Raw genomic sequence first — 26,730 nt, 5'->3', positions numbered from 1 at the left:
CGCCCCCTTCATCTTGGCCGGAAAACTCCCGCCGGGGGCTCCTGTCCGCAGACACATGCGCTACCGGCGGCCCTCGCGCAGCCAAGCCCCGATCACGAGCCCGGCCGCCAGCAGCAGGAACAGCCAGGCCGGCAGCAGCGGCGTGATCGTGATATCGGCCGTCAGGTAAGCCCCACTCGGGGTGATCCCAAGCCAGCCACGTCCCGCCGCCGGCCGGCCTTCGCGCACCTGCCGCACGTCCATGGCGCCGTCCTCCATCGAGACCACCCCGCCGCGGGTGCCCTCCACGAAGGGGGCAAGCTCTTCGCCGCTGGCGATCGTCTGCTCGAATTCCGCCGGCGCGGACGGGCCAAGGGCGATCACGCTGTCGAGTTCCCCGTCCGTCAGCCGGTAAAGCCCCATCTCCGGCGCTTCCCAGATTGTCTCGAACCGGCCAGGGCTGACCTCCTCCAGGCTCAGCACGGTCTCGCTGCCGTCGGGATGGGTCACCGTCACGTCGCCGACCGTTTCGGACAGCGACCGCCGGACCACCCGCATCGTCTGGCCGTTGGGCTCGACCCACAGCGCCTCTTCCTCCAGCTGCGGTTCCTTCATCATCCAGTGCGCCAGCCGGCGCAACAGCTCCAACTGCGGCCCGCCGCTCTCGAACCCACGGTTCCAGAGCCAGATCTGGTCGGACGCCATCAGCGCCACGCGCCCCTCGCCGTAGCGGTCGAGCATCAGCAGCGGGCGGTCGTCGATCCCGGTCATCAGCACCTGCGAGCGGGGCAGGGCCTCGACCTCGATCTGCCGGAACCACCGGCCCCAGCCGGGGGCGTTTTCGCCCTCGGCCGTCTCCAGCCCCTCGGTCACGGGGTGGCGCTGGCCGAGGGCGGACAGCAGCGGCATGAACCCCTCCTCATAGACCCGGGCGGTGGGCGCGCCGGGCAGCATCTCGCCCAGCGGCGAGCGATAGAGCGAATCCGCGCTGGCGAAATCGGGCCCCGCCGCGACCAGGACCGCCCCGCCGGTCTCGACGTAGGAGCGGATGTTGTCGAGATAGATCGCCGGCAGGATCCCGCGCCGCTTGTAGCGGTCGAAGATGATCAGGTCGAATTCGTCGATCTTCTCCAGGAACAGCTCGCGCGTCGGGAAGGCGATGAGCGAGAGCTCGTCCACCGGCACCCCGTCCTGCTTTTCGGGCGGGCGCAGGATGGTGAAATGCACCAGGTCGACCGAGGAATCCGACTTCAGCAGGTTGCGCCAGGTCCGCTCGCCGGGATGCGGCTCGCCCGAGACCAGCAGCACCCGCAGGCGGTCCCGGACCCCGTTGATCTGCAGGACGGCCGCGTTGTTGCGGCCGGTCAACTCGCTGTCGAGGACCGGGGTCGCGAATTGCAGCACGTTCATCCCGCCATGGGGCAGGGTCACGGGCAGCTCCATATCCTCGTTCAGAGGCACGTCGAAACTCATCGGCGTGTCGCCGTCGATCGCGATGGTCAGCGGAACGGTCTCGGCCTCCGGCGCCGCGCCCTGGTCCTCGATCCGCAGCGTCAGCGTGACCGGCTCGCCCAGGATCCCGAACGCCGGTGCGTTCTTCAGCACCAGCCGCCGGTCCCAATCGCCGTCGCGCCCCGACAGCACGGCATGCAGCGGCGCCGGAAAGCCGTCGGGGGCGCGGCCCGCGTCATGCAGCCGACCGTCGGTCAGCAGGAAGATCCCCGCGACCCGCGCCTGCGGCTCCTCTGCCAGCGCCTCGGAGAGTGCCGTCATCAGAAGCGTCCCACCATCGCCCTCGGCATCCCCGAGCGGGACGACGCGAAGCTCGGTGTTCTCCAGCCGGTCGACCTCCGCCTCAAGCGATGCCAGCGCCGCGGCGGTCTGCTCGGACCGGTCGCCGATCCGCTGGCTCGCGCTCTGGTCCACCACGGCCAGCACTATGTCGGAGAGGGCGTCGCGCTCCTCCCGTTGCAGCGAGGGGTTGGCGATCGCCGCGAGCAGGGCGATGGCCGCAAGCCCGCGCAGCCACCAGCCCGCCAGCCGCCGCCAGATCGCGAACGCCACGAGCAAAAGCGCCAGCGCACCGACGGCGGCCAGAAGCCAGGTTGGCACGAGAGGGTCGAGGATCACGGTTCCGGTCAAGATATCTCCAACGCTGTCAGGCAGCGGTCACTGCGTCGCGGTCTCACTGGCCCAGCCGGTCCAGCAGGGCGGGCACGTGCACCTGGTCCGATTTGTAGTTCCCGGTCAGCACATGCATCACTAGGTTGACGCCGAATCTGTAGGCCAGCTCCCGTTGCCGCTCTCCGGCCATGCCGCGCCCGACCGGCAGCAGGTAGGCGCCGGTCTCGTCGACGGCCCAGGCGGCGGCCCAGTCATTGCCGCCGATCACCACCGGCGTCACCCCGTCGTTGAGGTCGCGGAACGGCATTCCCTCCACCAGCTCGGCATCCGGTGGCGCCGCCTCGACCCAAAGCTCCCGGCCGGCATGACGCCCGGGGAAATCCTGCAGCAGGTAGAAGGTCCGGGTCAGCACGTGGTCCGGCGGCAGCGGCTCCAGCTGCGGGATGTCCAGCGGACGCGCGAGGGCCTGAAGGCGCCGACCTTCCGGCGTGGCAGAGCCGAACCCGGCAAGATCCGCGTCGCGGGTGTCGAAGACGATCATCCCGCCCGAGCGCAGGTAGCGGTTCAGCTTGTCATAGGCCTGCGAGGACGGGATCTGCTGATCGGTGGTCACCGGCCAGTAGAGCAGCGGGAAGAAGGCCAGCTCGTCGGTTTCGATATTCACGCCAAGCGGCGCGGCGGGCTCGATCGAGGTGCGCTGGAAGAGGACGTTCGACAGGCCGCGCAGCCCGGCCGCGGCCACGCTGTCGACGGTCTCGTCCCCGGTCAGGACATGGGCGAGCACCACCTCGGAGGTGGAGCGAACCGCCAGCCGGTCGGCCTCGGACTGGGCCCGGGCGCCGTCTGGGACGCCCGCCAGGACCAGGAGCGCGGCAAGCCCGGCCGCCGCCGCGCGGGGCCCGCGCAGCCGGCCCGACAGGGCCAGCGACGCCAGGATGTCCACCAGAAGCAACGCAAGAGCGCCCGCCAGGAGCCACCCCTTGAGCACGGTTTCGCGTGTCACGTTCAATCCCTCCACGACGATCCGGGCGGGCCAGGAGGCTGCGGTCAGCGTCCGCTCCGCGTCGATCACGTTGACCGCGATCGACCGGCCGTCGCTGGCATAGAGCCCGGGCGGCAGGTCCGGTCCGGGCCCGCCCTCGGCCAGACGCTCTCCGGCGACGCCGGGCAGATCGTCTGCGTTTTCGATCCGGCCGAAGGCGCTCAGGACCTCGCGGGGCTGCCAGGTGGTTCCGGTCAGTTCCTCGGCGTCGGGGCTTGTCGGGCGGGTCGAGACGGCCAGTCTCTCAAGCATCCGGACGAAGAGACCGGACAGCGGCAGCGTCGACCATTCCGCGTTGGCGGTGACATGGAACAGCACGACCTGCCCGTTGCCGACCGGCTTGCGGGTGACCAGCGGCGTGCCGTCGGCAAGCTGGGCGATCACCCGGTCCGCCAGCGACGGGTCGGGCTGCGCCATCACCTGCGCATTGACCGTCACGTCCTCGGGCACCGGAAGGCCGACAAAGGGCGACTCGTCGGCAAAGGCGTCAAGGGTCTTGGGCTCTCCCCAGCTCATCGCGCCGCCGACCGACCGGCCGCCGGCCCGCAGCCGCACCGGCATCAACGGGTCCTCTTCGGTGATGCTGATGTCGGAGGCAGCCAGCCGCGGCCCGGCAAAGCGCAGCAGCATCCCGCCGTTCTCGACCCAGGAGAGCACGTCTGCCGCCTCTCCGGGTGCGAGCACGGCCACGTCGGCGAAAACGATCACATCCGGGTTCGCCAAAAGCACATCCGTCAGGTCGCCCGCCACCAGGTCGGCTGTCGGCTCCAGCGCCTCGCGCAGGTAGTGCAGCGGGTCAAGAAGCTCCAGCGCCTCGCGGCCTTCGCGGCCGGCGATCAGGGCGACCTCGCGCCGGCGCAGGGCGTCATCGGCGAGCGTCACCGCCCCGGCAGAGCGCACGCCGGCGATCTCGAACCGGGTGATCCGGTTGCGCAATTCGGGCGGCAGGGACAATTGCACCTCGGCCTCTGCCGCGTCGGCCGGCCAGGTGATCGGCACCCCGGCAAGCCGCCGTTCGACGCCCGCAGGGTCAAGCCCCATGGCGGCGAGGTCCGCCTCGCGCACCGCGCCGGTGTCGGTGCGCAGGGCGGTGACGGCGACCGCGTCCTCCTCGAAACGGACGGGCCGCAGGGCCATCAGCGCCCGCGGGCTCTCGAACACGGTGACTGTGCCGTGGGTCTCCAGCGCACCCAGCAGGTCGTCGCGGCCGTCGCGGGCAAGCCCGTCGGACAGCCAGAACGTGCCGAACGACCCCTCAAGGCCCGCGGCCCAGTCGGCGACGGCCTCGGGGTCGGGCTCCCACGCGGCGGGCTCCAGCGAGGGCAGCCGGGCAGAGACCGCATCGGCCGCCTGGAACGACAGGCCCCCGGGGGGCAGGTCGGTCAGCGAGACCAGAGCCGCGCTGCGCCCCTCGCGCGAGGCATCGCCCAGCGCGGCGGCCACCCGGTCGGTCCGCCGCTCCCAGTCGCGGGCATCGGCCCAGGTGCCGTCCACCAGCACCAGAAGTGGCCCCGATCCCGGCCGGTCGACCTGCGGGTTCAGCACCGGGCCGGCGAAGCCCAGGATCACCGCGGCCACGGCCAGCATCCGCAGCAGCAGCAGCCACCAGGGCGTGCGGTCCGTCTGGGTTTCGCTGTCGGCGAGGCCCAGAAGCAGCGCGACCCCCGGAAAGCGCCGCCGTATCGGCGCCGGCGGCACCGCGCGCAGCAGCAGCCACAGCACCGGCAAGACCACCAGCCCCAGCAACAGCCAGGGCGCGGCGAAGCCCAGAGATCCCACGGTCCACATCAGCTCCGCCGCTCCATCGCGCCATGGATCCACAAGAGCGCCGCGGCGCCGCTGTCCCCGGTGTGATGGGTGCTGAACTGCCACCCAGTGCGCCGGGCCAGCGTGTCGAGCCTGTCCTTGCGTTCGGCCAGCCGCGCCAGATAACGGTCCTTGAGGTCACGGGCCTTCAGCGTCTCGTGCCGCAGGCTGCCCGACATGCTTTCGAAGATCGTGCGGCCCTCGAACGGAAAGGCCTCCTCCTGCGGGTCGAGGACCTGCAGCAGGGCGCCCCGGACCCCGCGATCGGCGGCCTTGGTCAGTGCCGCCTCGACCGGGGCGATGTCGCCGAGGAAATCCGAGACGAACAGCGCCCGCGAATGGGGCAGCATGCCGCCGGCCTCGGGGGCGCCGTAGTCGACGTCATGGTCCTCGGACAGCAGGGCCGCCATGCGCAGCAACTGCCCCTCGCCGCTGCGCGGAGGCAGGCGCAGACCGGTCAGGCCAACCCGTTCGCCCGCCCGCAGCATCAGCACCGCGGCCGCCAGCGCCAGCACCTTCGCGCGGTGGCCCTTGGTCGGCCCGTCGGTGCGCGAGCCGAAGGACATCGACGCGCTCTGATCGACCCAGAGGATCACCGATTGCGCGATCTGCCACTCGCGCTCGCGCACGAAGGCGGTATCGGCGCGGCCCGAGCGGCGCCAGTCGATCATCCGCGCCTCGTCGAACGGCAGCGCAGGGCGGTATTGCCAGAAATCGTCGCCGAGCCCGGCCCGCCGGCGGCCGTGCTCGCCCAGCAGAACCGTGGTCGCCAGATGCTCGGCCTCTACCAGAAGGGCCGGGAACGGCGCGGCGATCTCCTCCGCGCCCTGTCTGAGGAGGTGCGGATCGCTCACGCAGCGGCCTCGACGCGGGTGACACTGTCGGCGACCTGGCGGATCACCGCGTCCAGAGTCTCGCCCCGGGCGCGGGCGGCGAAGGACAACGCCATCCGGTGCGACAGCACTGGCCCGGCCATGGCGCGGACATCCTCGGCCGAGGGGGCCAGCCGGCCATGGGTCAGCGCCTCGGCCCGGGCGGTCAGCATCAGCGACTGGGCGGCGCGCGGGCCGGGGCCCCAGCTGACGGAGGCCTTGACCACGTCGGGGGCGGAGCTGTCCTGTGGCCGGCAGGCCCGGACCAGATCCAGGATCATCTCGACCACACCGTCGCCCACGGGCATCCGCCGCAGCAGCGTTTGCGCGTCCAGAAGCTCCTGCGCGGTGAACACCTGTTCGGAATGGGCGTCCGACGCGCCGGTGGTGGCGATCAGAATGTCGCGCTCGGTGTCGCGGGTCGGATAAGGCACGTCGATCTGCACCAGGAACCGGTCCAGCTGCGCTTCGGGCAGCGGATAGGTGCCCTCCTGCTCGATCGGGTTCTGGGTGGCGAGCACGTGGAACGGCTTGCCCAGCGGACGATGCTCGCCGCCGACGGTCACCTCCTTCTCCTGCATCGCCTGCAGCAGGGCCGACTGGGTCCGCGGGCTGGCGCGGTTGATCTCGTCGGCCATCAGCAGCTGGCAGAAGACGGGCCCCTCGATGAAGCGGAAGGCGCGGCTGCCATCGGCCGAGGTCTCGAGCACTTCTGAGCCGAGGATGTCCGCCGGCATCAGATCGGGGGTGAACTGGATCCGGCTGCTGTCGAGCCCCATGACCGTCGAGACCGTTCCGACCAGCCGCGTCTTGCCCAGCCCCGGCAGGCCGATCAACAGACCGTGCCCGCCCGAGACCAGCGTGGCCAGCGTCAGGTCCACGACCCGCTCCTGACCGATGAACCGCTTGGCGATGCTGCTGCGCGCGTGAATGAGCTTTTCACCCAGTGCTTCGATGTGACCAACTAGGTCTGCGTCGGCGGTCATGGCAATGTCTCCTCGAAAGCCCTAGGTCTTGGGGTATGGAACCAGATATTCTGACTGACCCCAATGGCAAAAGGGGATGCGACACATGGACGTGACTATTTCCGCCGAAAGCCTGGCGACGTCCGCCCGGGCTGCCGCCAAAAGTGGCCTTCCGCCGGTCGAGGACTGGGACCCGCCCGATTGCGGTGCGCTCGACATCCGCATCGCGCGGGACGGCACCTGGTTCTACCTCGGCACGCCAATCGGGCGGCCGGAACTGGTGCGGCTCTTCTCGACCATCCTGCGCAAGGACGGTGACGACTATGCTCTTGTCACGCCGGTGGAAAAGGTCCGCATCACGGTCGAGGACGCGCCCTTCGTGGCTGTCGATTTCGACGTCCGCCCCGAGGGTCTGCTGTTCACCACCAACGTCGGCGATACCGCGCTCGCAGGCGCCGATCACCCCATCCGGGTGGAGCGCGACCCCGAAACCGGAGAGCCCAGCCCCTACATCCTCGTCCGCCGCAATCTCGAGGCGCTGATCGACCGCAAGAGCTTTTACCGGCTTGTTGACATCGGCGTGACCGAGCCGCACGAGGGTCAGGATTGGTTTGGCCTGCGGTCTGCCGGCGTCTTCTTTCCGATCATTCCCGCTGCCGATCTGGGCTGACTGAGATCCGGCTCTGGCGGGCCGGGATTGCGACTCCGACCGGGGCGGGCCATACATCCTACCATGCTCCGTGTCTGCGCGAACCTGTCGATGCTGTTCACCGAACGCCCGATGATGGAGCGGTTCGCCGCGGCCGCGCAGGCCGGTTTCGAAGCGGTCGAGATCCATGATCCGGCCGAGGCGGACGAGGCCCCGATCGCCGCCGCCCTGTCCCGGCACGGCCTGGCCCTGGCGTCGATCACCTGCCCGCCCGCTGACGGGGCCGACCCCTCCAGCCTGCAGGCCTCCGCGGCGCTGCCGGGCGCCGAGGCGCGGTTCCGCACGGACTGGACCCGGGCCTGCCGGTCCGCCCGGGCGCTGGGCGCCGAACGCATGCATCTGGTCGCCGGTGTCGGGGAAGGGCCGGAGGCCGGCGAGACCTTCGCCCGAAACGTCGCCTGGGCCGCCTCCCAGGATCCCGCCGTCCAGCTGACCATCGAGCCGGTCTGCGGCGACGACCTGCCCGGCGCCTTTCTCGACGACTACTCCGTCGCGCTCGCTGTGCTCGAGGATGTCGCGGCCCCCAACCTGTCGCTTCGGTTCGACACCTATCATGCGCACCGGATGACCGGCGACGTGATCGGCACCTGGGCCGCCGTGCGGGCCCATGTGGGCCACGTCCAGATCGCGCACCACCACGGCCGGCAGGAACCCGGCAGGGGCGAGATCGACTTTCCGGCCTTCTTGGCCAGGCTGGACATGGATGGCTACGCGGGGTGGGTGTGCGCCGAATATGTCCCCTCCGGCGAACCCGCGGCAAGCCTTGGCTGGAGGGGCGAGTCCTGACAGGCTGCTGACATCAGGCTGTCAGCAGGGGTATGAGAAGGATGCCTGCATCGTCAACGCAAAAGGAGAAGCGACCGATGCCCGACAATTCTGCCCTCGTCGTCTGGACAGAAATCCCGGTGACCAACCTCGCCGCCGCGTCCGAGTTCTATTCGGACGTTTTCGGCTGGACCATGACCGTGGACGACACTGGTCCCAACCCAATGGCAAGCTTCAATTCCGATAGCACGGCGATCGGCGGCCACCTCTATCCCGGGACGCCCTCCCGCGGTGGGGTCGGCCCGACGATCCACCTCGCGGTGCCGGATACGGTCGAAGCCGCGGCCGGCCGCTGCACTGCGGCCGGAGGCCAGGTCATGGGGCCGATCATCCCGATTCCGCCTGGCCGATTCCAGTATGCGACCGACCCGGATGGCAATTCCATCGGCCTGTTCGAACCGTCGCGGACGTGATGCCATGCGCCGCGCCGATCGTCTCTTCCAGATCGTCCAATACCTCCGAGGCGGACGGCTGACGACGGCGCGGGCCTTGGCCGAGAAACTCGAGGTCACGCCCCGGACGATCTACCGGGACGTGGCCGACCTCATCGGCTCCGGCGTGCCCATCGAGGGGGAGGCTGGCGTCGGCTACATCATGCGGGCCGGCTACGATCTGCCGCCGCTGATGTTCACGAGCCAGGAAATCGTGGCACTGGTCGCCGGCGCCCGGATGCTGCGGGCCTGGGGCGGGGCCGAGATGGCCGCCGCCGCCGAAGAGGCACTGGTGAAGATCGAGGCAGTCCTGCCTGATGCGGCCCGCACCCGCGCGGCGGGCGTGCCGATCCACGCCTACGCGATGCCCGACCTCGCCCCCGAGGTGCGTCTCCTGATCGACCGGATCGAGGCGGCCACGGACAACCGCCTTCGTCTGTCCCTGAGCTATGCCGATGCCGCGGGCCAGGTGACGACGCGCACGATCCGCCCGCTGGGCCTGCGCCTTGCGCCGGAAGCATGGGCAAGGCGCAGGCGGCGCCCGCCCTATTGCGAGAGCGACTGGGCCAGCCGCATCAGCCGGACCGCTTCGCTGCGGTAGCCGAAGGTATCTGCGCCCTGGTTCGCACCCGCCAGCTCGATGGCTGCGGCGTAGCTCCAGTCCCCGAGGTAATCCGAGCCGCGGAGGAGTTCGCCGAAGCCGGCGATGGCGGCTGCGAAGGAGGCGTTCTCGTCCGCAGACAGCTCCGACGGGATCGGTGTCTCGATCAAGCGCGACTCGTCCTCGCCCGGCACCTTGTATCGGAGCCGGAGGAACCCGTATTCGTCGCTTGCATCGGTGCCCTTCGCCTCGGCGGGCGCATAGCGCAGGGGGTCGGTCAGCCGGGCGTCGGATCCGACGGGGGTGATCTCGTAAAGCGCCGTGACGGAATGCCCGGCGCCGAGTTCCCCGGCGTCCACCGCGTCGTTGTTGAAATCTTCGCGGCGCAAGGCGCGCGTCTCGTAGCCGATCAGCCGGTATTCGGCCACGGTGGCTGGATTGAACTCCACCTGGATCTTCACGTCGTCGGCAATCGGGAATAGGGCGCCCGAGAGCTGGTCGACAAGCACTTTCTGCGCTTCGTTGAGCGTGTCGATATAGGCAGCCGTGCCGTTGCCGTTCTGTGCGAGGGCCTGCATGGTCGCGTCATCCAGGTTCCCGCGCCCGAAGCCCAGCACCGAGAGATACGTGCCCGTCCGGCGTTTTTCCCCAACATAATCCGTAAGCGCGGAGGGGTCGGACAGGCCCACGTTGAAGTCGCCGTCGGTCGCAAGAAGGATCCGGCTGACCTCACCTTCGTCGGCCATGCCTTCGGCCACCGCGTAGGCCTGCTGGAGCCCGCCCTGGCCGTTGGTCGACCCGCCGGCCGACAGTCGGTCCAGCGCATCCAGAATGGCCTGGCGATCGCCCGCAGGCGTCGGATCGAGCACACGGCCCGCGGAGCCGGCGTAGGCGACGATGGCCACCTCGTCCTCGGGGCGCAGTTCCGACAGCATCAGGCGAAAGGACTGCCGAAGCAGCGGCAGCTTATCCGCGGCATCCATGGAGCCGGAGGTATCGATCAGGAACACGAGGTTCAGGGGAGGCCGGGCGTCGAGTTCGGGCAATTCCCCCTGCAGGCCGATGCGGACAAGCCGAGTTCCGGCGTTCCATGGGGTCTCGATCACGCCGAGTTCGGCGCGAAACGGTGCCCCATCCCCGGGGGCGGGATAGGCGTAGGGGAAGTAGTTGATCATCTCCTCTATGCGGACGGCCGCCGGCGGGGGCAGTTCACCACGCATCAAGGACGAACGGACAATCGACCAGGACGCGGTGTCGACATCGATGGAAAAGGTTGAGACCGGAGCCTCGGCCGTGATCTTCAGATCCGACGGCGCGGCGTTGGCGAAGGCTTCCGTATCGGGGGCGAGGGGCAGAGCCTCGCCCTCTGCCGTGGGCGCGTTGTCCCGGGCAAGTCCGCCGAAGTCGCTCTCGGCGGCGGCGGCCTCCGCGCTTCGCCCCGCGATTTCGGGCCGCACCGCCGGGGCGGGCGCCGCCAGCATGTTGTCCATCATGCCGCCATCAAGGTCGCTTTCCTCCTCGCTTTCGGCCATCCGCGTCGCGTTGAGCGGGTCAGGTGCGGTCACTGCGTCATCTGTCGGTTGCCCCGCCGTCGAGCCAGTCACCGGGCGATCCGTGGACGGTGCCGGGTCGCGGGTCTCTTCGGCATCCGGAGCGGGTTGCGGAGACGGCGGCTCGGCTTCGCCGCGCAGGAATGGGCCGGGGGTCAGGACCTCCCGCCCCTGGGGCGTGAGCACCAGAAGGCATCCGGCGAAGATTGCGGTTGTTGCGACAAGACCGCCGCGCGTCGTCATTCTAGAAAGCATGGTCATCACTCCTGTCAAAAGGCCCCTGTCGGGACCTGCAGACCTGTGACGGGTCGCGCCTTCAGTTCCTTGGCGGCTGTGGCTCTCTTTTGTGCGTGCCTGGGCGTGGGCGGCGAAATTTTCCCGCGCATGCCGCAGGTTCGCTGCCCTGCGCTCGGGGTCCGGACGCGGGGTGGCGGCGCTCAGGGCGGCCTTCAGATCGTCGATGTCGTCGGGGCGGGTCATTCCGCCTCCTCCTTTTCTTTCAGGGCGCGCAAGTGTTTTCGGACCTCGGACATCCGCCAGCTGATCGTGCCTTCGGAGACGCCCAGCACGTCGGCGGCCTCGGCATGTGTCAGGTCATCCAGCACCAACGCGAGCGTATCGCGCAAATCTTCGGACAGGGACGCCATGGCGCGGATCAGCCAATCCTGCCGTTGCGTCTCCGCCGCGCTGTCGGCGGCCCGTGCCTGCTCCCAGTCCCCCCAGCCTTCGGTCGCCTTCATGTAGCTCGCCCGCCGGCGCCTGCGATCGTGGGCCGCGTTGACGGCCACGCGATAGAGCCAGGTCGAGACCCGGGCCTGCCTGCGGTAGCTTGAGAGCTTCGCGGGCAGGGCCGCGCAGATATCCTGCGTGAGGTCTTCGGCCTCGGCGCGGCTTCCGGTCAGGCGAAAGCACAGACCGAAAAGCCGGTCATACTGCCGTTCCAGCAGCACGGCGAAGGCCTCGCCGTCGCCCGCGCCTGCCGCAAGGGCCAGATCCTCATCACTGACTTTCATCCGCATCACGGTCGTTGGACGCGGCCCCGCCGTCAATCCTTGGAAAAAACCGATCGGCGCGGGCGGCGCCCCCCCGGGGCTCTGCCCCGGACCCCGGAGTTTTCGGCCAAGATGAAGGATCGGGGCTTAATCTTGGCCAAAAAACTCCCGCCGGAGGCAAGGCATCCTGGCCAGGCGCCGGCTTCACAGACGAAGGGATGCAAGCGGATGACAAGGTCGGGCTGCCTTGGGCGTCCTCGCAGGGGGTCTCAGCCTAGGTAGATCTGGCCGCGCGGATAGCCGATCCTGGGGCTGCTGCGGGTCGCGAGGAAGAAGCCGAGGGTCAGGGGGCCGACGCGGCCGAGGAACATGATGCAAGCCACGATGACCTGGCCGATAATATCGAGGTCCGCCGTTGCGCCGCGGCTTAGCCCCACGGTGCCGAAAGCGGAGACGACCTCGAACAGCAGGTCGAACATCTCGCCCTCGTGGCCCGCGGCCAGCACGAACCAGGCCAGGAATACCATGCCCACACTGATCGTCGCGAGGGCCATGACCTTCATGACCTCATCGAGACCGATGGAGCGTCCGAAAGCCGACAGGGTATCGTGACGCAGGAAAAAGGCGCGGGTGGCGAGGATGAGCACCAGCGCCGTGGTGACCTTGATCCCGCCCGCGGTCGAGGTCGGGCCGCCGCCCACGAACATCAGGCCCATGACCAACACTGTGGAGGCGTCGGTCAGCGCGGCCGTGTCGAGGGCGTTGAACCCGGCGGTACGCGGCGTGGCCGACTGAAAGAACGCCGCCAGAAGCCTGTCGCCGCTGCCTTCCATGGCGCCAAGCGTGGCCGGGTTTCCCCATTCCAGCGCCCCGATCAGGGCCCAGCTGACAAGCAGCAGGGCCCCGGTCCCCGTCAACATCAGCTTGGAATGCAGCGACAGCTTGCTCCAGGCCCGCTTCTGCCAGATCTCGCCCAGCACGACGAAGCCGATACCGCCGATGATGAAGAGCGCCGCGATCGGCAGCAGGACCAGAGGTTCCGACCCATGGCGCACGAGGCTGTCGTCGAACAGGCTGAAGCCGGCGTTGTTGAAGGCCGAGACCGCGTGGAAAAGGGCCGACCAGGTGCCAGTGGCCCAGCCCATCTCGGGCACGAAGACAAGCATCAGCAGCGCCGTTCCCGCCACCTCTGCCACGACCGCCACCATCAGGATCAGCCGGGCGAGCCGCAGCAGATTGCGGAACCCGCCGGTCCCGAGCTCTTCGCCCATGATGATGCGCTGGGGCATGCCGATGCTGATCCCGAGGGTCACCAGCAACAGCGCCGCGAAGGTCATCAGGCCCAGCCCGCCCAGCTGGATCAGCACAGCAATCACCGCCTGGCCGAAGATTGTGAAGCTGGTGCCCGGGTCGACCACGATCAGGCCAGTGACAGTGACGGCCGAGGCGGAGGTGAAGAACGCCTCGTTCAACCTGACCGGCACGGCCTGCGCGGCCGGCAGCATCAGCAACCCTGTCCCCAGCAACACCAGCACCAGATAGAGCAGCGCCAGCAGCGACGGCGGCGGCAGCCGGCCGACCAGCCTCTGGAGGGGCCGCGCCAAGGCTCAGAGCCCTTCGGCGAAGCTGCGTAGCTTGGTGCGGGAGCCGAGCAGGATCAGCTTGTCATCCTCTGACAATGCGGTGTCGCAGGTCTCGCCGCCCAGCCAATCCGATCCGCGCATGACGCCGATGGCGCGGACCTCATGCCGGGACGGCAGGTCCAGGTCCTCGACACGCTTGCCGGCCAGGGACGGCGGCACGATGAAATTCACCACGTAATTGCCGTTCCCGAGCGATGCGAGATCGCGGATCAGCGGGTTGTGGATCATCTGGGCGATGGTGCGGCCCATCTCTTCCTCGGGGTGGATGACCCGATCGACCCCCAGCTTGGAGAGGATGCGATGGTGTGTGCGGCTCACGGCCTTGGCCCAGATCGTCCGAACGCCCAGCAGCTTGAGGTTCATGACCGAGAGGATGGAGACCTCGATATTCGTGGCCATCGCCACCACGGCCGCGTCGCAATCGGCGATGCCGGCCTCGCGCAGGGCGGCCTCGTCGCGGGCATCGAGGATCAGCGCCTGGCCGAGCTTGTCGGCCTGGTCCGAGACGATCCTGCGATCCACGTCGATGCCGATGACGTCATTGCCGAAGCGGGCGAGCTCGCTGGCGATGACCGCCCCGAAATTGCCGAGCCCCAGCACGGCGATCGTGCGGTTCCTCCTTGCCATGAGCCTCTCCCGCGATAACGAAGTCAGCAGATAAGACCCTGCCGCGGACGAGTGCAAGACCTGCCGGGCCGTTGGCGCGGCCCGCATGAGGGTGCGCCCCCGGGCCCGCAGGCCACGGGGGCGCGGGTCCGGGGCCTGCGGCCTAGATGCTGGTGCAGACGTATTTCATCTCGAGATAATCCTCGATCCCGTGGCGGCTGCCCTCGCGGCCGAGGCCGGATTGCTTGACGCCGCCGAAGGGCGCGACCTCGGTCGAGATGATGCCGGTGTTGATGCCGACGATCCCGTATTCCAGCGCTTCCTGCATCCGGGTCACCCGCCCGATGTCGCGGGCGTAGACGTAGGAGGCCAGACCGAAGATCGTGTCGTTGGCCAGCGCGATGACCTCGGCCTCGTCCTTGAAACGGAAGAGCGGCGCGAAGGGACCGAACGTCTCTTCGGTCGAGACCTTCATCTCCGGCGTCGCGTCGGTGACGATGGTCGGGTTCAGGAACTGGCCGCCCAGCGGATGCGGGTCCCCCCCGGTCAGAAGCTTGGCGCCCTTGGACAAGGCGTCCTGCAAGTGATCGAGGACCTTCTCGCTGGCCTTGGGCGCGATCAGCGGCCCAAGCTGGGTGCCATCGTCCAGCCCGTCGCCGACTTTCAGCGCCTCGACCGCTTTCTTCAGCTTGGCCGCGAATTCGTCGTAGACACCGTCCTGCACATAGATCCGGTTGGCGCAGACGCAGGTCTGTCCGTTGTTGCGGAACTTGCACATGATCGCGCCCTCGACCGCCTTGTCGATATCGGCGTCGTCGAAGACGATGAACGGCGCGTTGCCGCCAAGCTCCATCGAGCATTTCATCACCTGGTCGGCCGCCTGCCGCAGCAGGATGCGCCCGGTCTGGGTGGAGCCGGTGAAGGTCAGCTTGCGCACGATCGGGTTCTCGCAGAATTCCTTGCCCACGCCCGAGGCGTCCTGGGAGGTGACAACCGAGAACACGCCCTTCGGCACGCCGGCCTCTTCGGCGAGCTTGGCCATGGCAAGGGCCGACAGCGGCGTCTCGGAGGCCGGGCGGACGACGAAGGCGCAGCCCGCGGCAAGGGCCGGGGCGGCCTTGCGGGTGATCATCGCATTGGGGAAGTTCCATGGCGTGATCCCGGCCGCGACGCCGATGGGCTGGCGCAGGACGGTGATCCGCTTGTCGGGCTGGTGGCCGGGTATGGTCTCGCCGTAGATCCGCTTGGCCTCTTCCCCGAACCACTCGATGAAGGCGGCGCCATAGGCGATCTCGCCGCGCGACTCGGCCAGCGGCTTGCCCTGTTCCGCGGTCATGATCACCGCCAGGTCTTCCTGGTTGGCCATCATCAGGTCGAACCAGCGTCGCAGGATCTGGGCGCGTTCCTTGGCCGTCCTGGCGGCCCAGGCGTGACGCTCGCGGTCGGCGATGGCGATGGCCTCCGCCACCTCCTCTCGGGTCAGGTCGGCGACCCGGGCAATGACGTCGCCGCGTGCGGGGTTCGTCACCTCGAAGGTCTTGCCGCTTTTGGCCTGAACCCACGCGCCGCCGACATAGGCGTCCTCGCAGACAAGGCTCGGGTCGTTCAGCAGGGATTTGAAATCCGTCGTATGGTCCAGCATGAAAGCCTCCAGATCTGGTTTCTCTGCACATCTATTGCGGGCATTCTCTGATTGAAAGACCAATGCGAGGACAGGCAAATGGATCCCGACGACCCCTACGCCGTGGGTGTGCATATCGCCGGTGGCGACCGCTACCCCTACCTCTGGGCCCATGCGGCGGCCGAATTTCGCGCAGCGCAGCCTCCCCGGGTGCTGCGCTACGGGCCGGGAGGCCGCGAGGCGATCGACCTCTTCCTGCCCGACGCCCCGCCGCGCGGGCTGGTGATTTTCGTGCACGGCGGGTTCTGGATGCAATGCGAGCGGTCCGACTGGTCGCACCTTGCAACCGGGCCGCTGGCGGCCGGCTGGGGGGTGGCGGTGCCGGGATACGAGCTTTGTCCCGACGTGCGCATCTCGCAGATCACCGCGGCCATCGCCCGCGCCGTGGGTGCGGCGGCGGCCGAGGTGACGGGGCCGATCCGTCTGGTGGGGCATTCGGCGGGCGGCCACCTGGTGGCGCGCATGGGCTGCGCCGACGTGGCCCTGCCCGAGCGCGGGCGCATCGCCCGGATCCTGCCGATATCGCCTCTGGGCGACCTTGCGCCCCTGCGCGAGACGCCGCGCAACGCGACCCTGCGCCTCGACGCGGGCGAGGCCCGCACCGAGAGCCCGCAGCGCCACCCGCCCCCGACCGTGCCGGTCACGATCTGGGTCGGCGCGGAGGAGCGCCCCGCCTTCCTCTCCCAGGCCCGCGCACTGGCCCGGTCCTGGCAGGCACCCCTGACGGAAGAGGCCGGCCGGCACCATTTCGACGTCATCGACGGGCTGACCGACGCGCGATCGCCGGTCTGCCGCGCCCTGCTGGCCTGACCCGACAGCATGAGGCACGGCCACGGGAAGAGGGGGCTTGATCGGCGGCCGCTGTGGATCGATAAGGCCTTGCGCGGGGCGATGGCGTCGCCCCGGACTTCTCCGCATTCCCGTCCTGCACGCCGGGACCTCTTTTGACATCAAAAGGAGGTCGCTCGTGGACCGTCCCCGCAACTACCGCTTTCACAATGGCGAAAAGGCCCAACTGCCCTTCGCGCCCGCCGAATACGACGCCCGCCTGGCCGGGCTGCGCAGCGCGATGGAGGCCGCCGGTATCGAGGCCGCGCTGTTCACCTCGATGCACAACATCGCCTATTACTCGGGCTTTCTTTATTGCGCCTTCGGCCGGCCCTACGGCCTGGTGGTCACCGCGCAGGATTGCACCACCATCAGCGCCGGCATCGACGCGGGCCAGCCTTGGCGCCGGTGCCACGGCGACGCGATCACCTATACCGACTGGAGCCGCGACAACTTCTGGCAGACGGTCCAGGGCCTGACCGGCCCCGGCAAATGCCTGGGGCTCGAAGAGGATCACCTGACCCTGGACCGCTGCCGGGCCCTGAAGGCCGTCGTGGCGCCGTCCGAGACGGTGGCGATCGACCCGGTCGCGATGACCCAGCGGATGCGCAAATCGCCGGCCGAGATCGCCCTGATCCGCCACGGGACGCAGGTCGCCGACATCGGCGGCCACGCGGTGCGCGACGCGATCCGCCCCGGCGTGCGCGAGATCGACATCGCCATGGCTGGCCGCGACGCGATGGAGGCCGAGATCGCCAAGCGGTTCCCCGATGCGGAATACCGCGACACCTGGGTCTGGTTCCAGTCGGGCCTCAACACGGATGGCGCCCACAACCCGGTGACCGCCCGCGCCCTGCAGCCCGGTGACATCCTGTCGCTCAACACCTTCCCGATGATTTCGGGCTATTACACCGCGCTCGAGCGCACCTTGTTCGTGGGCTCGGTCGATGACGCCTCGCTGCGGGTCTGGGAGGCCAATGTCGCCGCCCACGACTTCGGGATGTCGCTGCTCCGGCCCGGGGCGCGCTGTTCCGATATCACCCGGCAGATCAACGCCTTCCTGGCCGAGCGGGACATGCTGCAATACCGGACTTTCGGCTATGGTCACTCGTTCGGGGTGCTGTCGCATTACTACGGCCGCGAGGCCGGGCTGGAGCTGCGCGAGGATATCGACACCGTGCTGGAGCCCGGGATGGTGATCTCGATGGAGCCGATGTTGACGATTCCCGCCGGCCAGGCCGGCGCGGGCGGCTACCGCGAGCATGACATCCTGGTGATCGGCAAGGACGGCGCCGAGGACATCACCGGCTTCCCCTACGGCCCCGCGCACAACGTGGTGGGCTGACCCGCGGGGGCGCCCGCGACCCGGGCGTCCCCACATCCCGTCAGGGGCTGACAAGTGCGCGTTGCGCGGCATGGGTGCCGTCCATCGCGACCTCGGAATGGATCCAGCCGGCGAATTCGCGGATCATCGGATCCTCGCTGCGGGCCTCGGCATAGGCCACGGAATAGATCACGAAGGGCATGATCACCGTGTCGAACAGCCGCACCAGCCGCCCCTCTTCGATCGTCCCGCGCACCACCGCGTCATAGGCGAGCGAGATGCCCTGGCCTCGCTCGGCCGCCGTGGTGGCCAGTTCGCAATTCGGGAAGGTCGGCCCGCGCGGCATCACCGGCGGCGCAACCCCGGCGGCGCGGAACCACTCGCCCCATGCATCCATCGTGACATCGTGCATGAGCGTGGCCCGGGCCAGATCCTCGGGCGACGACACGTCCTCGCGCTGTTTCAGCTCGGGGCTGATGACCGGATAGCGGCCGGATTCCATCAGCGGCTCCGTCACCACGCCGGTGACCGGCGCGTCGGTCCACTGGATCACCAGGTCCGCGTCGTTTGAGGCGAAATCCGTCGAGGGCGCCCCCTCGGACACCCGCAACTGCACCCGGTTTCCGAAACTCAGCCGGTCCAGCCTCGGCACCAGCCACCGGGCCGCGAACCCCGGCGTGCACAGCACCCTGAACGACCGGTGCCCGGCCTGCTGGATCGCGCGTGTCGCTTCGTCCAGCCCGTCGAGCAGGCCGGTCAGCTTGCCGGAATAGCCCCGCCCCGTCAGGGTCAGTGTCAGAAGGTTCCCGTGCCGCTCGAAGAGCGCCGTGTCGAGGTAATCCTCAAGCGCCCGGATCTGGTGGCTGACCGCCGAGGGCGACAGGCACAGCTCGTCCGCCGCGGTTTTCATGTTGCCATGCCGCGCGGCGGCCTCGAACGCCTTGACGGCGGCAAACGGTGGCAGTCTGCGTCCCACGGATCTGCAACCCTTCGATCTGTCCCCGGTCGAGAAAACCCGAGAGTTGGTCGAGTTTAGCACCTCGGGGCGCCCAAATCAAAAGAACCCAATCGACCCGGGTGAATCCCTTTCACCGCAGCATGAAAAATCCGCGTTCGGGCATCTGCCGCCACCCCGCTACGCTCTGGGTGTGATGAAAACCAGATTTCGGAAGGAGACATCGATATGCCCGGAACACACGCGAAATTCCAGCCCCTGAACTTTCTCTTCGGCGCCATCGCAGGCCTCGCCGTGGCCCTCGGCGGCGGCCAGGTGCTCGCCAATCTCACGGGGCCGACAGAGCATGTCGGCCTCGACGTGGCGATGCTGCAGGAGCTGTCGTCCGACACGCTCGAGGCGACGATCGGCCTGTCGGGCTACACCATGCGGATGCGCGCGATCGAGATCGCCCCCGGCGGCCAGATCGCCGAGCACAGCCACGAGGACCGCCCCGGCATCGTCACCGTCGTCGACGGCGCCTGGGTCGAGGGCCAGCCCGGCGGCGAGCGGACCTTCGACGCCGCCGAGCTTGGCACGTTCCCCGAAAACGAGGACACGGTCCACTGGGTCTACAACCGGACAGAGGCGCCGGCGACAGCCCTCGTCTGCGATATCGCAAAGACCGACTGACAGGCTGGGCCGAATGATGGATGCCGCGGTCCGGGTCCCACGGGTTCCGGGCCGCGGCAGATGCGATGTCGCGCCTTGTCGCGAATTCGGCCTACCAAGCCCTGAAAAACCTCGCTACCTTTCCCATATAGATTTTCGGGTTAGTAGATACTCAAGAGGACAGTCATGGCCGATTTCGATACCCAGATCCGCGAGAGCCAATCCCAGGTCGCCGAGGCGCAGAGCAAGATCGCGGAACTGACCAGCCGCATCGAGACCGCCCGCGCCAAGATGGAGCAGGGCGAGGACATCGCGGTCGACATCGAGAACGCAACCCTAGACGAGGTCCACGCCCATACCGACCTGATGAACGCCAACATCGCCGAACTGATCATGGGGCTGGATGATGTTACCGCCGGTTTCTCCAAGGATTTCGACGAGATGCGGTCCAAGACCGGCTGGGAAAGCTTCGTCGGCGTCTTCTCCAAGGGCAAGTCCGACAGCCTGCGTCAGGAACGCATGCGCACGGCCTCGATCGACGACAAGCTGCAGGACCTGATTGCCAAGTCGGACACGATCACCCGGCTGCTCGAAGGCCAGCTGGCGATCCTGAACGACCAGAAGGCCAAGGTCGAAGGCAACCTGCAATCGACCCTCGTGGAGCGCGAAACCACGGTGTCCGAGCTCGAGGCCGTCCGCGCCGAAATCCTCGCGATGGACCCCAGGATCATCGAGCTCGAGAACAGGATCTCCATGGAGCAGGACGCGGCCACCCGCACCGGGCTGGAAACCGACCTCGCCGAGGTCAACGCCCGCTACAACGCCATGGTGCGCGAAGAGCAGGTGAAGCTCGCCAAGAGCCAGACACTCGAACGCTACATCGAGAAGGGCAAGACCTGGATCGATTCGCTGCAGAACCAGGCGGCGACCCAGATGGTGCTGATCAACAAGCTGCAGACCGACACCAAGCAGCGTGTCGTGCTTTACGACGCGCTGACCAAGTCGCTGAAGACGGCCCAGCAGCAGGACGTGGCGCACCGGATAAACGAGATCGGTGTCAAGACCGACCAGGAAGCCCAGACCGCCATGGCCGCGATCGGCTCGGCCACCAACAGCCGCATGGCCGACATGCTGGAAGCCCACGAGGATCACATGGTCTTCGCCCGCGACGTGCTCGAACAGAAGGCCAAGGCCGACGAACGTTTCATGCGCCGGTTCCAGAATATCGTCGAAAAGCACGACAGCAACCAATATGGCTCCTGATGGCGCCCGGGGGCCCGTGACCGCAGCTTCATCTTGGCCGAAAAACTCCCGCCGGAGGCTCCCGCGGTCCCGGACCCGGAGGTGACGCTGCCATGTCCGAGACCACCCTCGATCACTTCCAGCTGGAAGACACCCGGGTCACCCGGCGCTACGTCGCCAAGTTTCAGGCGATCACCGGGCATCTCGGCCGCGTGGCCGCCGTCATGGAGGCCGAGAAGCGCCTCGCGCGCCACGAGGTCGATGTCATTGCCCGGTATCTGCTCGGCCTGACCCTTACCTTTCGGGCGCTCGCGCACAAATATCATTTCTCCGGCCGCTACGCCCATGCCGGCAAGCTGACCTTCGACCGCCAGGAGAGCGGATTTCCCGTCTTCCACGAACTTCTGACAATGGCCAACGATGCCCAGCAGGCAGAGCGTCACTTGGCTGGCCTGCCCGGTGAGCAAGCGTTGAAGGACCAGATGGTCCGGGCAATCGTCGGAGATCTGGAGATTCCGACCAAGCTGCAATTCGCCCTGTCCCAACGGCTCTACTACGAAGAACTCGCCCGCGGCGGGCTGTTCTGGGCCCGCAACGATCCCGAGGCCGTCTGGCTCGGCAACGACGGATCGCGGCGGCGGTTCCTGCTGCACTGGGCGGTCTACGACAGCCAGGTGAACCTGCCCCAGATCTACCTGATGGAGGTCGAGGATACCGGCCGTATCGGTCTGCCCAAGGACGAGCGCCGCTGGCCCGAGGCACAGAATCACTTGATGGCCCAGTCCGTCGGCGGTCTGAAACTGCTCACCATCGCCAAGGGCTTCGACGAGGATTTCGACGACCTGCACCCCAAGCGGCTGCGCCGGTTTCACGTGGGGCCGATGTATTCCCACAGCTTTACCCACCAGACCGGCCCGATCGGCCAGGTGCTCGAGACGGCCCGCGCGCCGGAGGGCGAGGATTGGGCGCTGGTCTGGACCGAGGAGGACCTGCGCTCCGAGCGGGTCGAGGATGTCCCGACCGGCTGGTTCGGCCGGGTCGAGCGGGAGATCTTCGCGCTCGACCCGTTCTCCGGCAGGGGCGCGCAGACCGGCGCGACCGCGATGGAACGGGCGATTATCCTGCCCGAACGACCCTACCAGGCGCTGGCGGAGCTGGACCCGCCTGGGTTCCGGGATGTCCGCAAGTTCGTGGTCAGCCCACGCGGCCGGGTCCTGAGCTACAGATGATCGGAGCGCCCCAGAATATTCGCGAATATTCTGGTCCGATTTTCCGGGAAAATCGGCGCCTTCGGTGGGCGTGTTTCAAGAACAGGGAAAGGGCAGCGCCATGAGCCTGACGAGTGACCAGATGGAATTGCGCGAAGAAGACATTCGCAAGCACTATGCCGCCGCGCTCTTCTTGTTGCAGGGTATCGACCACTCGCCCCGGATTGCGACGGGCAACGCGACCCCGCGACCGGAGCGCTCCCCCGGGATCGGCACGCGCAGGGCCTTCCGCTCCACCACGCCCGGCCTCGTGACCCGCCGCCCCGTGCGCACGGAGAGCGTGCACCTGATCGAACGCATCGAGGGCGCCGACGGCGACGCGCTCATCACGCCCCTGCAGGCCACGGTCCTCAACGTCCTGCGCCGGTCGCTGGCCATCGCCCTCTGCGTGGGGGAGCAATTCGCCGAACGGACCGGTCTGTCGGACCTCAAGCGCACCAATCTCGAAGGCAGCCTGCCGCCGGCCAAATCCTCCGAGTTCAGCGAGCTGCTGACCGCCGAGGCGCTCGTCTCTGCATATGTCTGGGCCTCGGCGACCGCTTTCCACCTTGCCGATCACACCACGGAGGAGTCGGTCGAGGTCGGCGAGGTCGAGGAGCTTCTGACCGAGAACGGCCAGCTTGCGCTCCACGGGCTCCTGTGGGAGCTCGACCAGGACATCGCGGCCCATGCCTCGACGGAACCGCGCCTGGTTGCCACGATCGCTGCCTTCGCCGAGCAGGTGATGGACCGCGTGGCGGCCCGGGCGACCACCGCCGGCAGGCTCGAGCCGTTCACCCGCGCCAGTTGGCGCGTGGCGGAGAAGGGGTTCACGATCCAGGGCTTCTCGCCCGCCCGGGCCGCCAAATCCTCCACCCTCACGATGACCTTCAAGAAGCCGCATGAGGTCGTGGGCAACCATATCGCCAAATACCAGGCCATGCGGCTGGCCAAGATGCTGATGGCCTATGATTTCGAGCGCAGGCTCAACCCCTTCGCCGATCTTGGCGGCTTCATCTTCACTTTCATGGGCGACGGCAAGCCCGGGACCGGCAAGACGACCCTGATCCAGATGATGGCCGGCCTGCTGCACGAATACTGCCAGGTCGCGGGCTATCCGTTCCGCTACCAGAACCTGTCGACCGACAACATCGACAGCTACCAGGGCAAGTCTGGCCAGAACGCCAAGGCCTTCATCAATTCCATCGTCGACCCGTCGGTCATCGGCTTTGGCACGATCGACGACATCGACCAGCTCGCCGGCAAGCGCGGCGACCGCCAGTCGAGCGCCGGCCAGCTCGAAATCACCGCCGTCCTGATGGAGAGCTTTGCCGGGGCCAACACGGTGGTGCGCGGCAACTGCACCTTCGGCATGTTCTCGAACTACCCCGAGAACGTGGACGACGCCCTGCGCCAGCGGGCGGGTGCGCGCTTTCTGGTCGACGGCCCGCAGACCCGCGAGGATTACATCGACATCCTGCACCTGCTGATGGGCCGCAACCACGACATTCCGCTGGGCGACCACGACCTCTATGCCAACCAGGAGATCAAGCGCGCCGTCGCCAGGTCGTTCGAGGCGCACACCCGTCCCCACGAGGACGGCCTGGTCAGGGTCTTCGACCAGGTGCGATCGGACATCGGCGAGCTCGACACCATCGCCAAGCTGGGCACCTACCTCAAGGCGATCCAGGCTGCGGACGACCGCTTTACCGGCCGCGCGATCAAGAACATCACCGACGCGGTGAAGGTCCGGGCGATGGATTTCGAGCTGCCCGACGCATGGATGGAGGACCCCGAACTGTTCCTCTTCAAGCCCTACGACACCAAGAAGGCGATGATCGAGGAGCTGCGCCGCCCGATCATCACCGAGATGGTCCTGCAAGAGATCAACCGCTACGCCGACAGCGAATTCCGCTACGCCGACAAGTCCGACGAGGTCGCCATCGAGACCGCCGTGCGCGAGATGGGCCGGATGGAGGAAGCCCGACGCCGCTATGCGCAAAGCCGCGACTGATGGAGGCGTTCGGCCAGGGCCTCATCCTGCCCGCGATCTGCCTCGCCGCCCTGGGCTGGACCGTGCCGCGCGTGTTGGCGCGGTACTTCCCCGAGGGCGTGCGGCCGCTCCTGGTGCTGGCCTTTGTCGCGGCACTGGTGATGACGCTGATCTCGATGGGCGTGTTCCTGGGCCTCTACCTCTGGCAGGGTCTGTCGCTGGGTCAGATGTTCAGTCTGGGCGTGCTCGACGGTCTGGCCCATTTCGCGCGCCTCGGCGCGGCCTCGGCCCTGATCTGGGCGCCATTGCTGGTGCTGTCGGTGGCGGGGCTGCCGAAGCATTGGGTGGAGGCGACGTGGTAGAAGTTTTTATTGTCCCGCATGATGGTGTCGAGCTTGGGTAATTTTCCGGATGGAATAACGGCCGCGATTGGTGCGCTGGGTCAAATTCTGATGGCTGGAGCCGCAGTTGCAGGCGCCGTGGCGGCGTATATGGGGCTCAATACGTGGAAACACCAAAGCCGATATGACAGGGACAGTGGGCTGGCTCGTCGGTTATTGCTATCTCTCTACCGATATCGCGAGGCAATTATAGCCCTGCGAAGCCCGTTTATTTTTTCGTCGGAGGCTCCGGAAAGGATGACAGAAGAGGACAAGTGGTCGCACGGTGATAAAAACCGCTTCTTGTCAAACGCGCGAGTGTATGAGCGTCGGTGGAAAAGTGTTGCTTCGACGCGAAGCGAACTTCACGCCGTCTTGCTGGAAGCAGATGCAACTTGGGGTTCGGAATTGCGGAACAGATTTAATCGTCTCTTTGATCTCCAGGCCGAACTTAATATTGAAGTTTCAAATTCTCTGGATGCCAGTGATCCGGCCCTTCCTGAGTTCCAAAGAAGATCGGCGCAGGAGGCGCTTCGAAAGAGTCGGACAGTCATGTACGAGTTGTCGTCTGAGAGAGATGAGTTCTCGAGGGAGTTTGGGTCCGTGGTGAAGGAAATAGAAGACTTTTTGAGACCGAAAGTAGACGCAAAATCATGAAACGCCTCATCGAACGCGGTCTCATGTTCGGGAATTTGATCCCGGTGACCTCGCCCGCGCTGGTCGAGCGCTATAACCGCGCACTCAGGCATCTGACCGGGAAGTCCACGACCCTCACGGATTTCCACCTCGACATTTCAGGCTATTCCCCCGAGATCGGGGCAGAGCTCGACGACCCGCTTTACCTCAACCACGCGGGCGTCAACCGGCAGTTCATACTGCTGACGACCGAGCAGAAGACCGCGCCGCTGCTCGACGCCAGGTTCTCGACCAACCGCAGCATCCTGCGCCAGTTCATCGACCGGAACGAGCCGCAGCTTTTCGCGCTGACAGCCCGCGATGCCGTCGCCGGAGAGCTTGTCAACTCGGTGTTCAACGTCTCCACCCCCGCGCAGCTGTTCAACATCCGCCGCATCACCGTGGAGGCCGACACCACCGCCGGCACCGTCGCCACCGCCGACAAGCTCGGCCGGCTGGTGGACCGCTTCAAGACCGAAGAGGGCGCCTGGTATGACGACGTGCTGATCGCCGAGATGATCGGCCTGGCCAAGCAGACCGGCGACGTGATGCGCAACCCGGTCAAGCTGGACCACATGTCCTTCGACCAGAGCAATTTCTGGACGGCGCATCACGGCGGCCTCTACATCTTCCGCAATGTGGCCGAGCCCGCGGCCATCGCCAGCGGCGACAAGGCCCAGCTCGGCCCCCTGCCGATCGAGAGCACCTTCGACATGAAGGATCGCACCGAAATCGCGATCTTCCTCGAGGTGAACAACCTGGCCGAGCCGATCATCAAGGCGCGCGGCATCGACGGCGCCGCGATCCTGCACCAGAAGATGGATTTCGTCGTGGCCGAACTTGCCGCGTCCATGGGAGAGGACCTGACCGGCGCCACACGGCGCGATCTGCGCAACCTAGGTCGGCGCTATGCCGATAGGCTGCCGCCGGAATACCAGGGGCTCGCCGCGTTGGCGCGCTGGGCCGAGGAGGGCGGGCCCTGGCCGCGCATCACCTCCGACCATCCGGCTTACTTCTACACCCTGCGCGCGGCCGACGTGCCCGACGCGGACCTCGTGAACATGCTGCTGGCGGAGCTGTCGCCGCTGGATATCCGCCAGCTTTTCATCTGTCACAAGGCCGCGTTCTACGCCGCCTATGCCACATGGCCGGATGAAAAGCGGGCCTATGTGGTGGATTTCCTTGATCGTGAATACCAAGTGGATAAGGCAGGAACGCGAGAGGCGCTGTTCGGTCACGAGCCGCCGATGGAAGAGCCGCAGAACGAACCCAAGCCCGACCTCGTCGATCTGGTCGGGCCCTGGGGCGCGGTGCGGCGCGGCAGATAGGGGGGAGCCCATGCAATTCGTGAGGCTTGTCGGCTTCGGCTTCGTCATCATGACGGTCGTCTATCTCTGCGTGTCGCTCTATTCGCGCTCCGTGCGCCGCGAAAAGCTGGAGGACCGCTGGGACGCGGACCCGCAGGGCGACGCCGGCGCCCGGCGCCAATTCATCGAGAACGGCATGGCCGAATACGAAAGCAGCCTGCGCAAGCGACTGATCCTGCTGGTCTATGTCGTGCCAGCGGCGGTCATTTCGACCATCATCTACATCATCAACTAGAGGTTCC

General features: G+C 67.5%; 24 protein-coding genes. 14 read left to right on the top strand and 10 right to left on the bottom strand.

Annotated elements, in window-relative coordinates:
* Positions 1 to 60: 60 nt before the first annotated feature.
* From ROA7023_RS06565 to ROA7023_RS06550, 4 genes are read right to left on the bottom strand one after another with little or no spacing between them, the layout of a single operon-like run.
* Positions 61 to 2,121, bottom strand: a complete 2,061-nt coding sequence (locus ROA7023_RS06565) for a hypothetical protein (RefSeq protein ID WP_085878224.1) — start codon at positions 2,119 to 2,121, stop codon at positions 61 to 63.
* A gap of 43 nt (positions 2,122 to 2,164) precedes the next feature.
* The gene (locus tag ROA7023_RS06560) at positions 2,165 to 4,933 is read right to left on the bottom strand and encodes a DUF4159 domain-containing protein (protein WP_085878223.1); all 2,769 of its coding nucleotides are present in this window, start codon (positions 4,931 to 4,933) and stop codon (positions 2,165 to 2,167) included.
* The gene (locus ROA7023_RS06555) at positions 4,933 to 5,805 is read right to left on the bottom strand and encodes a DUF58 domain-containing protein (protein WP_085878222.1); all 873 of its coding nucleotides are present in this window, start codon (positions 5,803 to 5,805) and stop codon (positions 4,933 to 4,935) included. The genes ROA7023_RS06560 and ROA7023_RS06555 overlap by 1 nt, the downstream gene beginning before the upstream one ends.
* Positions 5,802 to 6,809, bottom strand: coding sequence for an AAA family ATPase (locus ROA7023_RS06550; protein WP_085878221.1), 1,008 nt, complete (start codon positions 6,807 to 6,809; stop codon positions 5,802 to 5,804). The genes ROA7023_RS06555 and ROA7023_RS06550 overlap by 4 nt, the downstream gene beginning before the upstream one ends.
* A gap of 85 nt (positions 6,810 to 6,894) precedes the next feature.
* On the opposite strand from ROA7023_RS06550, the gene ROA7023_RS06545 reads away from it, so the two are divergent.
* The 4 genes from ROA7023_RS06545 (at position 6,895) to ROA7023_RS06530 (ending at position 9,354) form a co-directional block, all read left to right on the top strand.
* Positions 6,895 to 7,458: a DUF1285 domain-containing protein gene (locus tag ROA7023_RS06545; protein ID WP_085878220.1), complete on the top strand. Its 564-nt coding sequence runs from the start codon at positions 6,895 to 6,897 to the stop codon at positions 7,456 to 7,458.
* 63 nt (positions 7,459 to 7,521) lie between these two features.
* Entirely contained in the window at positions 7,522 to 8,283 is a 762-nt protein-coding gene (locus tag ROA7023_RS06540; RefSeq protein WP_085878219.1) for a hydroxypyruvate isomerase family protein, read from the top strand.
* A gap of 77 nt (positions 8,284 to 8,360) precedes the next feature.
* On the top strand, positions 8,361 to 8,735 hold the full coding sequence (locus tag ROA7023_RS06535) for a VOC family protein (protein ID WP_085878218.1): 375 nt from the start codon (positions 8,361 to 8,363) through the stop codon (positions 8,733 to 8,735).
* A gap of 4 nt (positions 8,736 to 8,739) precedes the next feature.
* Positions 8,740 to 9,354: a helix-turn-helix transcriptional regulator gene (locus ROA7023_RS06530; RefSeq protein ID WP_085878217.1), complete on the top strand. Its 615-nt coding sequence runs from the start codon at positions 8,740 to 8,742 to the stop codon at positions 9,352 to 9,354.
* Here the strand turns inward: ROA7023_RS06530 and ROA7023_RS06525 are convergent.
* The 5 genes from ROA7023_RS06525 to ROA7023_RS06505 all read right to left on the bottom strand — a co-directional run bounded on the left by ROA7023_RS06525 (position 9,300) and on the right by ROA7023_RS06505 (position 15,787).
* A complete protein-coding gene (locus tag ROA7023_RS06525) occupies positions 9,300 to 11,159 on the bottom strand; it encodes a vWA domain-containing protein (protein ID WP_370739203.1) in 1,860 nt (619 codons plus the stop codon). The two genes, ROA7023_RS06530 and ROA7023_RS06525, sit on opposite strands and share 55 nt — an antisense overlap.
* A gap of 221 nt (positions 11,160 to 11,380) precedes the next feature.
* Positions 11,381 to 11,917 (bottom strand): RNA polymerase sigma factor, encoded by a 537-nt coding sequence (locus ROA7023_RS06520; protein ID WP_085878358.1) that lies wholly within the window; start codon positions 11,915 to 11,917, stop codon positions 11,381 to 11,383.
* A 248-nt stretch (positions 11,918 to 12,165) separates the two neighbouring features.
* Entirely contained in the window at positions 12,166 to 13,500 is a 1,335-nt protein-coding gene (locus ROA7023_RS06515; protein ID WP_234992061.1) for a TrkH family potassium uptake protein, read from the bottom strand.
* 3 nt (positions 13,501 to 13,503) lie between these two features.
* Positions 13,504 to 14,166, bottom strand: coding sequence for a potassium channel family protein (locus tag ROA7023_RS06510; protein WP_085878215.1), 663 nt, complete (start codon positions 14,164 to 14,166; stop codon positions 13,504 to 13,506).
* Positions 14,167 to 14,308: 142 nt separating this feature from the next.
* Positions 14,309 to 15,787: an NAD-dependent succinate-semialdehyde dehydrogenase gene (locus tag ROA7023_RS06505; protein WP_085878214.1), complete on the bottom strand. Its 1,479-nt coding sequence runs from the start codon at positions 15,785 to 15,787 to the stop codon at positions 14,309 to 14,311.
* 78 nt (positions 15,788 to 15,865) lie between these two features.
* On the opposite strand from ROA7023_RS06505, the gene ROA7023_RS06500 reads away from it, so the two are divergent.
* Together ROA7023_RS06500 and ROA7023_RS06495 are read left to right on the top strand one after the other, a co-directional pair.
* On the top strand, positions 15,866 to 16,636 hold the full coding sequence (locus tag ROA7023_RS06500) for a hormone-sensitive lipase (protein ID WP_085878213.1): 771 nt from the start codon (positions 15,866 to 15,868) through the stop codon (positions 16,634 to 16,636).
* A gap of 157 nt (positions 16,637 to 16,793) precedes the next feature.
* The gene (locus ROA7023_RS06495; RefSeq protein ID WP_085878212.1) at positions 16,794 to 17,999 is read left to right on the top strand and encodes an aminopeptidase P family protein; all 1,206 of its coding nucleotides are present in this window, start codon (positions 16,794 to 16,796) and stop codon (positions 17,997 to 17,999) included.
* Between the two features lie 40 nt (positions 18,000 to 18,039).
* On the opposite strand, the gene ROA7023_RS06490 is transcribed toward ROA7023_RS06495, so the two are convergent.
* Positions 18,040 to 18,954 (bottom strand): LysR substrate-binding domain-containing protein, encoded by a 915-nt coding sequence (locus ROA7023_RS06490; protein WP_085878211.1) that lies wholly within the window; start codon positions 18,952 to 18,954, stop codon positions 18,040 to 18,042.
* A gap of 207 nt (positions 18,955 to 19,161) precedes the next feature.
* On the opposite strand from ROA7023_RS06490, the gene ROA7023_RS06485 reads away from it, so the two are divergent.
* The 8 genes from ROA7023_RS06485 to ROA7023_RS06455 all read left to right on the top strand — a co-directional run bounded on the left by ROA7023_RS06485 (position 19,162) and on the right by ROA7023_RS06455 (position 26,723).
* Positions 19,162 to 19,605, top strand: coding sequence for a cupin domain-containing protein (locus ROA7023_RS06485; RefSeq protein ID WP_234992059.1), 444 nt, complete (start codon positions 19,162 to 19,164; stop codon positions 19,603 to 19,605).
* 165 nt (positions 19,606 to 19,770) lie between these two features.
* Positions 19,771 to 20,847 (top strand): coiled-coil domain-containing protein, encoded by a 1,077-nt coding sequence (locus tag ROA7023_RS06480; RefSeq protein WP_085878210.1) that lies wholly within the window; start codon positions 19,771 to 19,773, stop codon positions 20,845 to 20,847.
* 92 nt (positions 20,848 to 20,939) lie between these two features.
* The gene (locus tag ROA7023_RS06475) at positions 20,940 to 22,055 is read left to right on the top strand and encodes a hypothetical protein (RefSeq protein WP_085878209.1); all 1,116 of its coding nucleotides are present in this window, start codon (positions 20,940 to 20,942) and stop codon (positions 22,053 to 22,055) included.
* 100 nt (positions 22,056 to 22,155) lie between these two features.
* Positions 22,156 to 24,087: an AAA family ATPase gene (locus tag ROA7023_RS06470; protein ID WP_085878208.1), complete on the top strand. Its 1,932-nt coding sequence runs from the start codon at positions 22,156 to 22,158 to the stop codon at positions 24,085 to 24,087.
* Positions 24,087 to 24,428, top strand: coding sequence for a hypothetical protein (locus tag ROA7023_RS06465; RefSeq protein WP_085878207.1), 342 nt, complete (start codon positions 24,087 to 24,089; stop codon positions 24,426 to 24,428). Before ROA7023_RS06470 ends, ROA7023_RS06465 begins: the two co-directional genes overlap by 1 nt.
* 33 nt (positions 24,429 to 24,461) lie before the next feature.
* On the top strand, positions 24,462 to 25,103 hold the full coding sequence (locus ROA7023_RS23710; RefSeq protein ID WP_159458452.1) for a hypothetical protein: 642 nt from the start codon (positions 24,462 to 24,464) through the stop codon (positions 25,101 to 25,103).
* Positions 25,100 to 26,449: a DUF6638 family protein gene (locus ROA7023_RS06460; RefSeq protein ID WP_085878206.1), complete on the top strand. Its 1,350-nt coding sequence runs from the start codon at positions 25,100 to 25,102 to the stop codon at positions 26,447 to 26,449. The genes ROA7023_RS23710 and ROA7023_RS06460 overlap by 4 nt, the downstream gene beginning before the upstream one ends.
* Before the next feature lie 10 nt (positions 26,450 to 26,459).
* Positions 26,460 to 26,723: a hypothetical protein gene (locus ROA7023_RS06455; RefSeq protein ID WP_085878205.1), complete on the top strand. Its 264-nt coding sequence runs from the start codon at positions 26,460 to 26,462 to the stop codon at positions 26,721 to 26,723.
* Positions 26,724 to 26,730 lie beyond the last annotated feature (7 nt).

The organism is Roseisalinus antarcticus, from assembly GCF_900172355.1.
GTDB lineage: Bacteria > Pseudomonadota > Alphaproteobacteria > Rhodobacterales > Rhodobacteraceae > Oceanicola > Oceanicola antarcticus_A.
The sequence above is the reverse complement of the archived record's forward strand: the minus strand, read 5'-3'. Positions and strand labels throughout refer to the sequence as shown.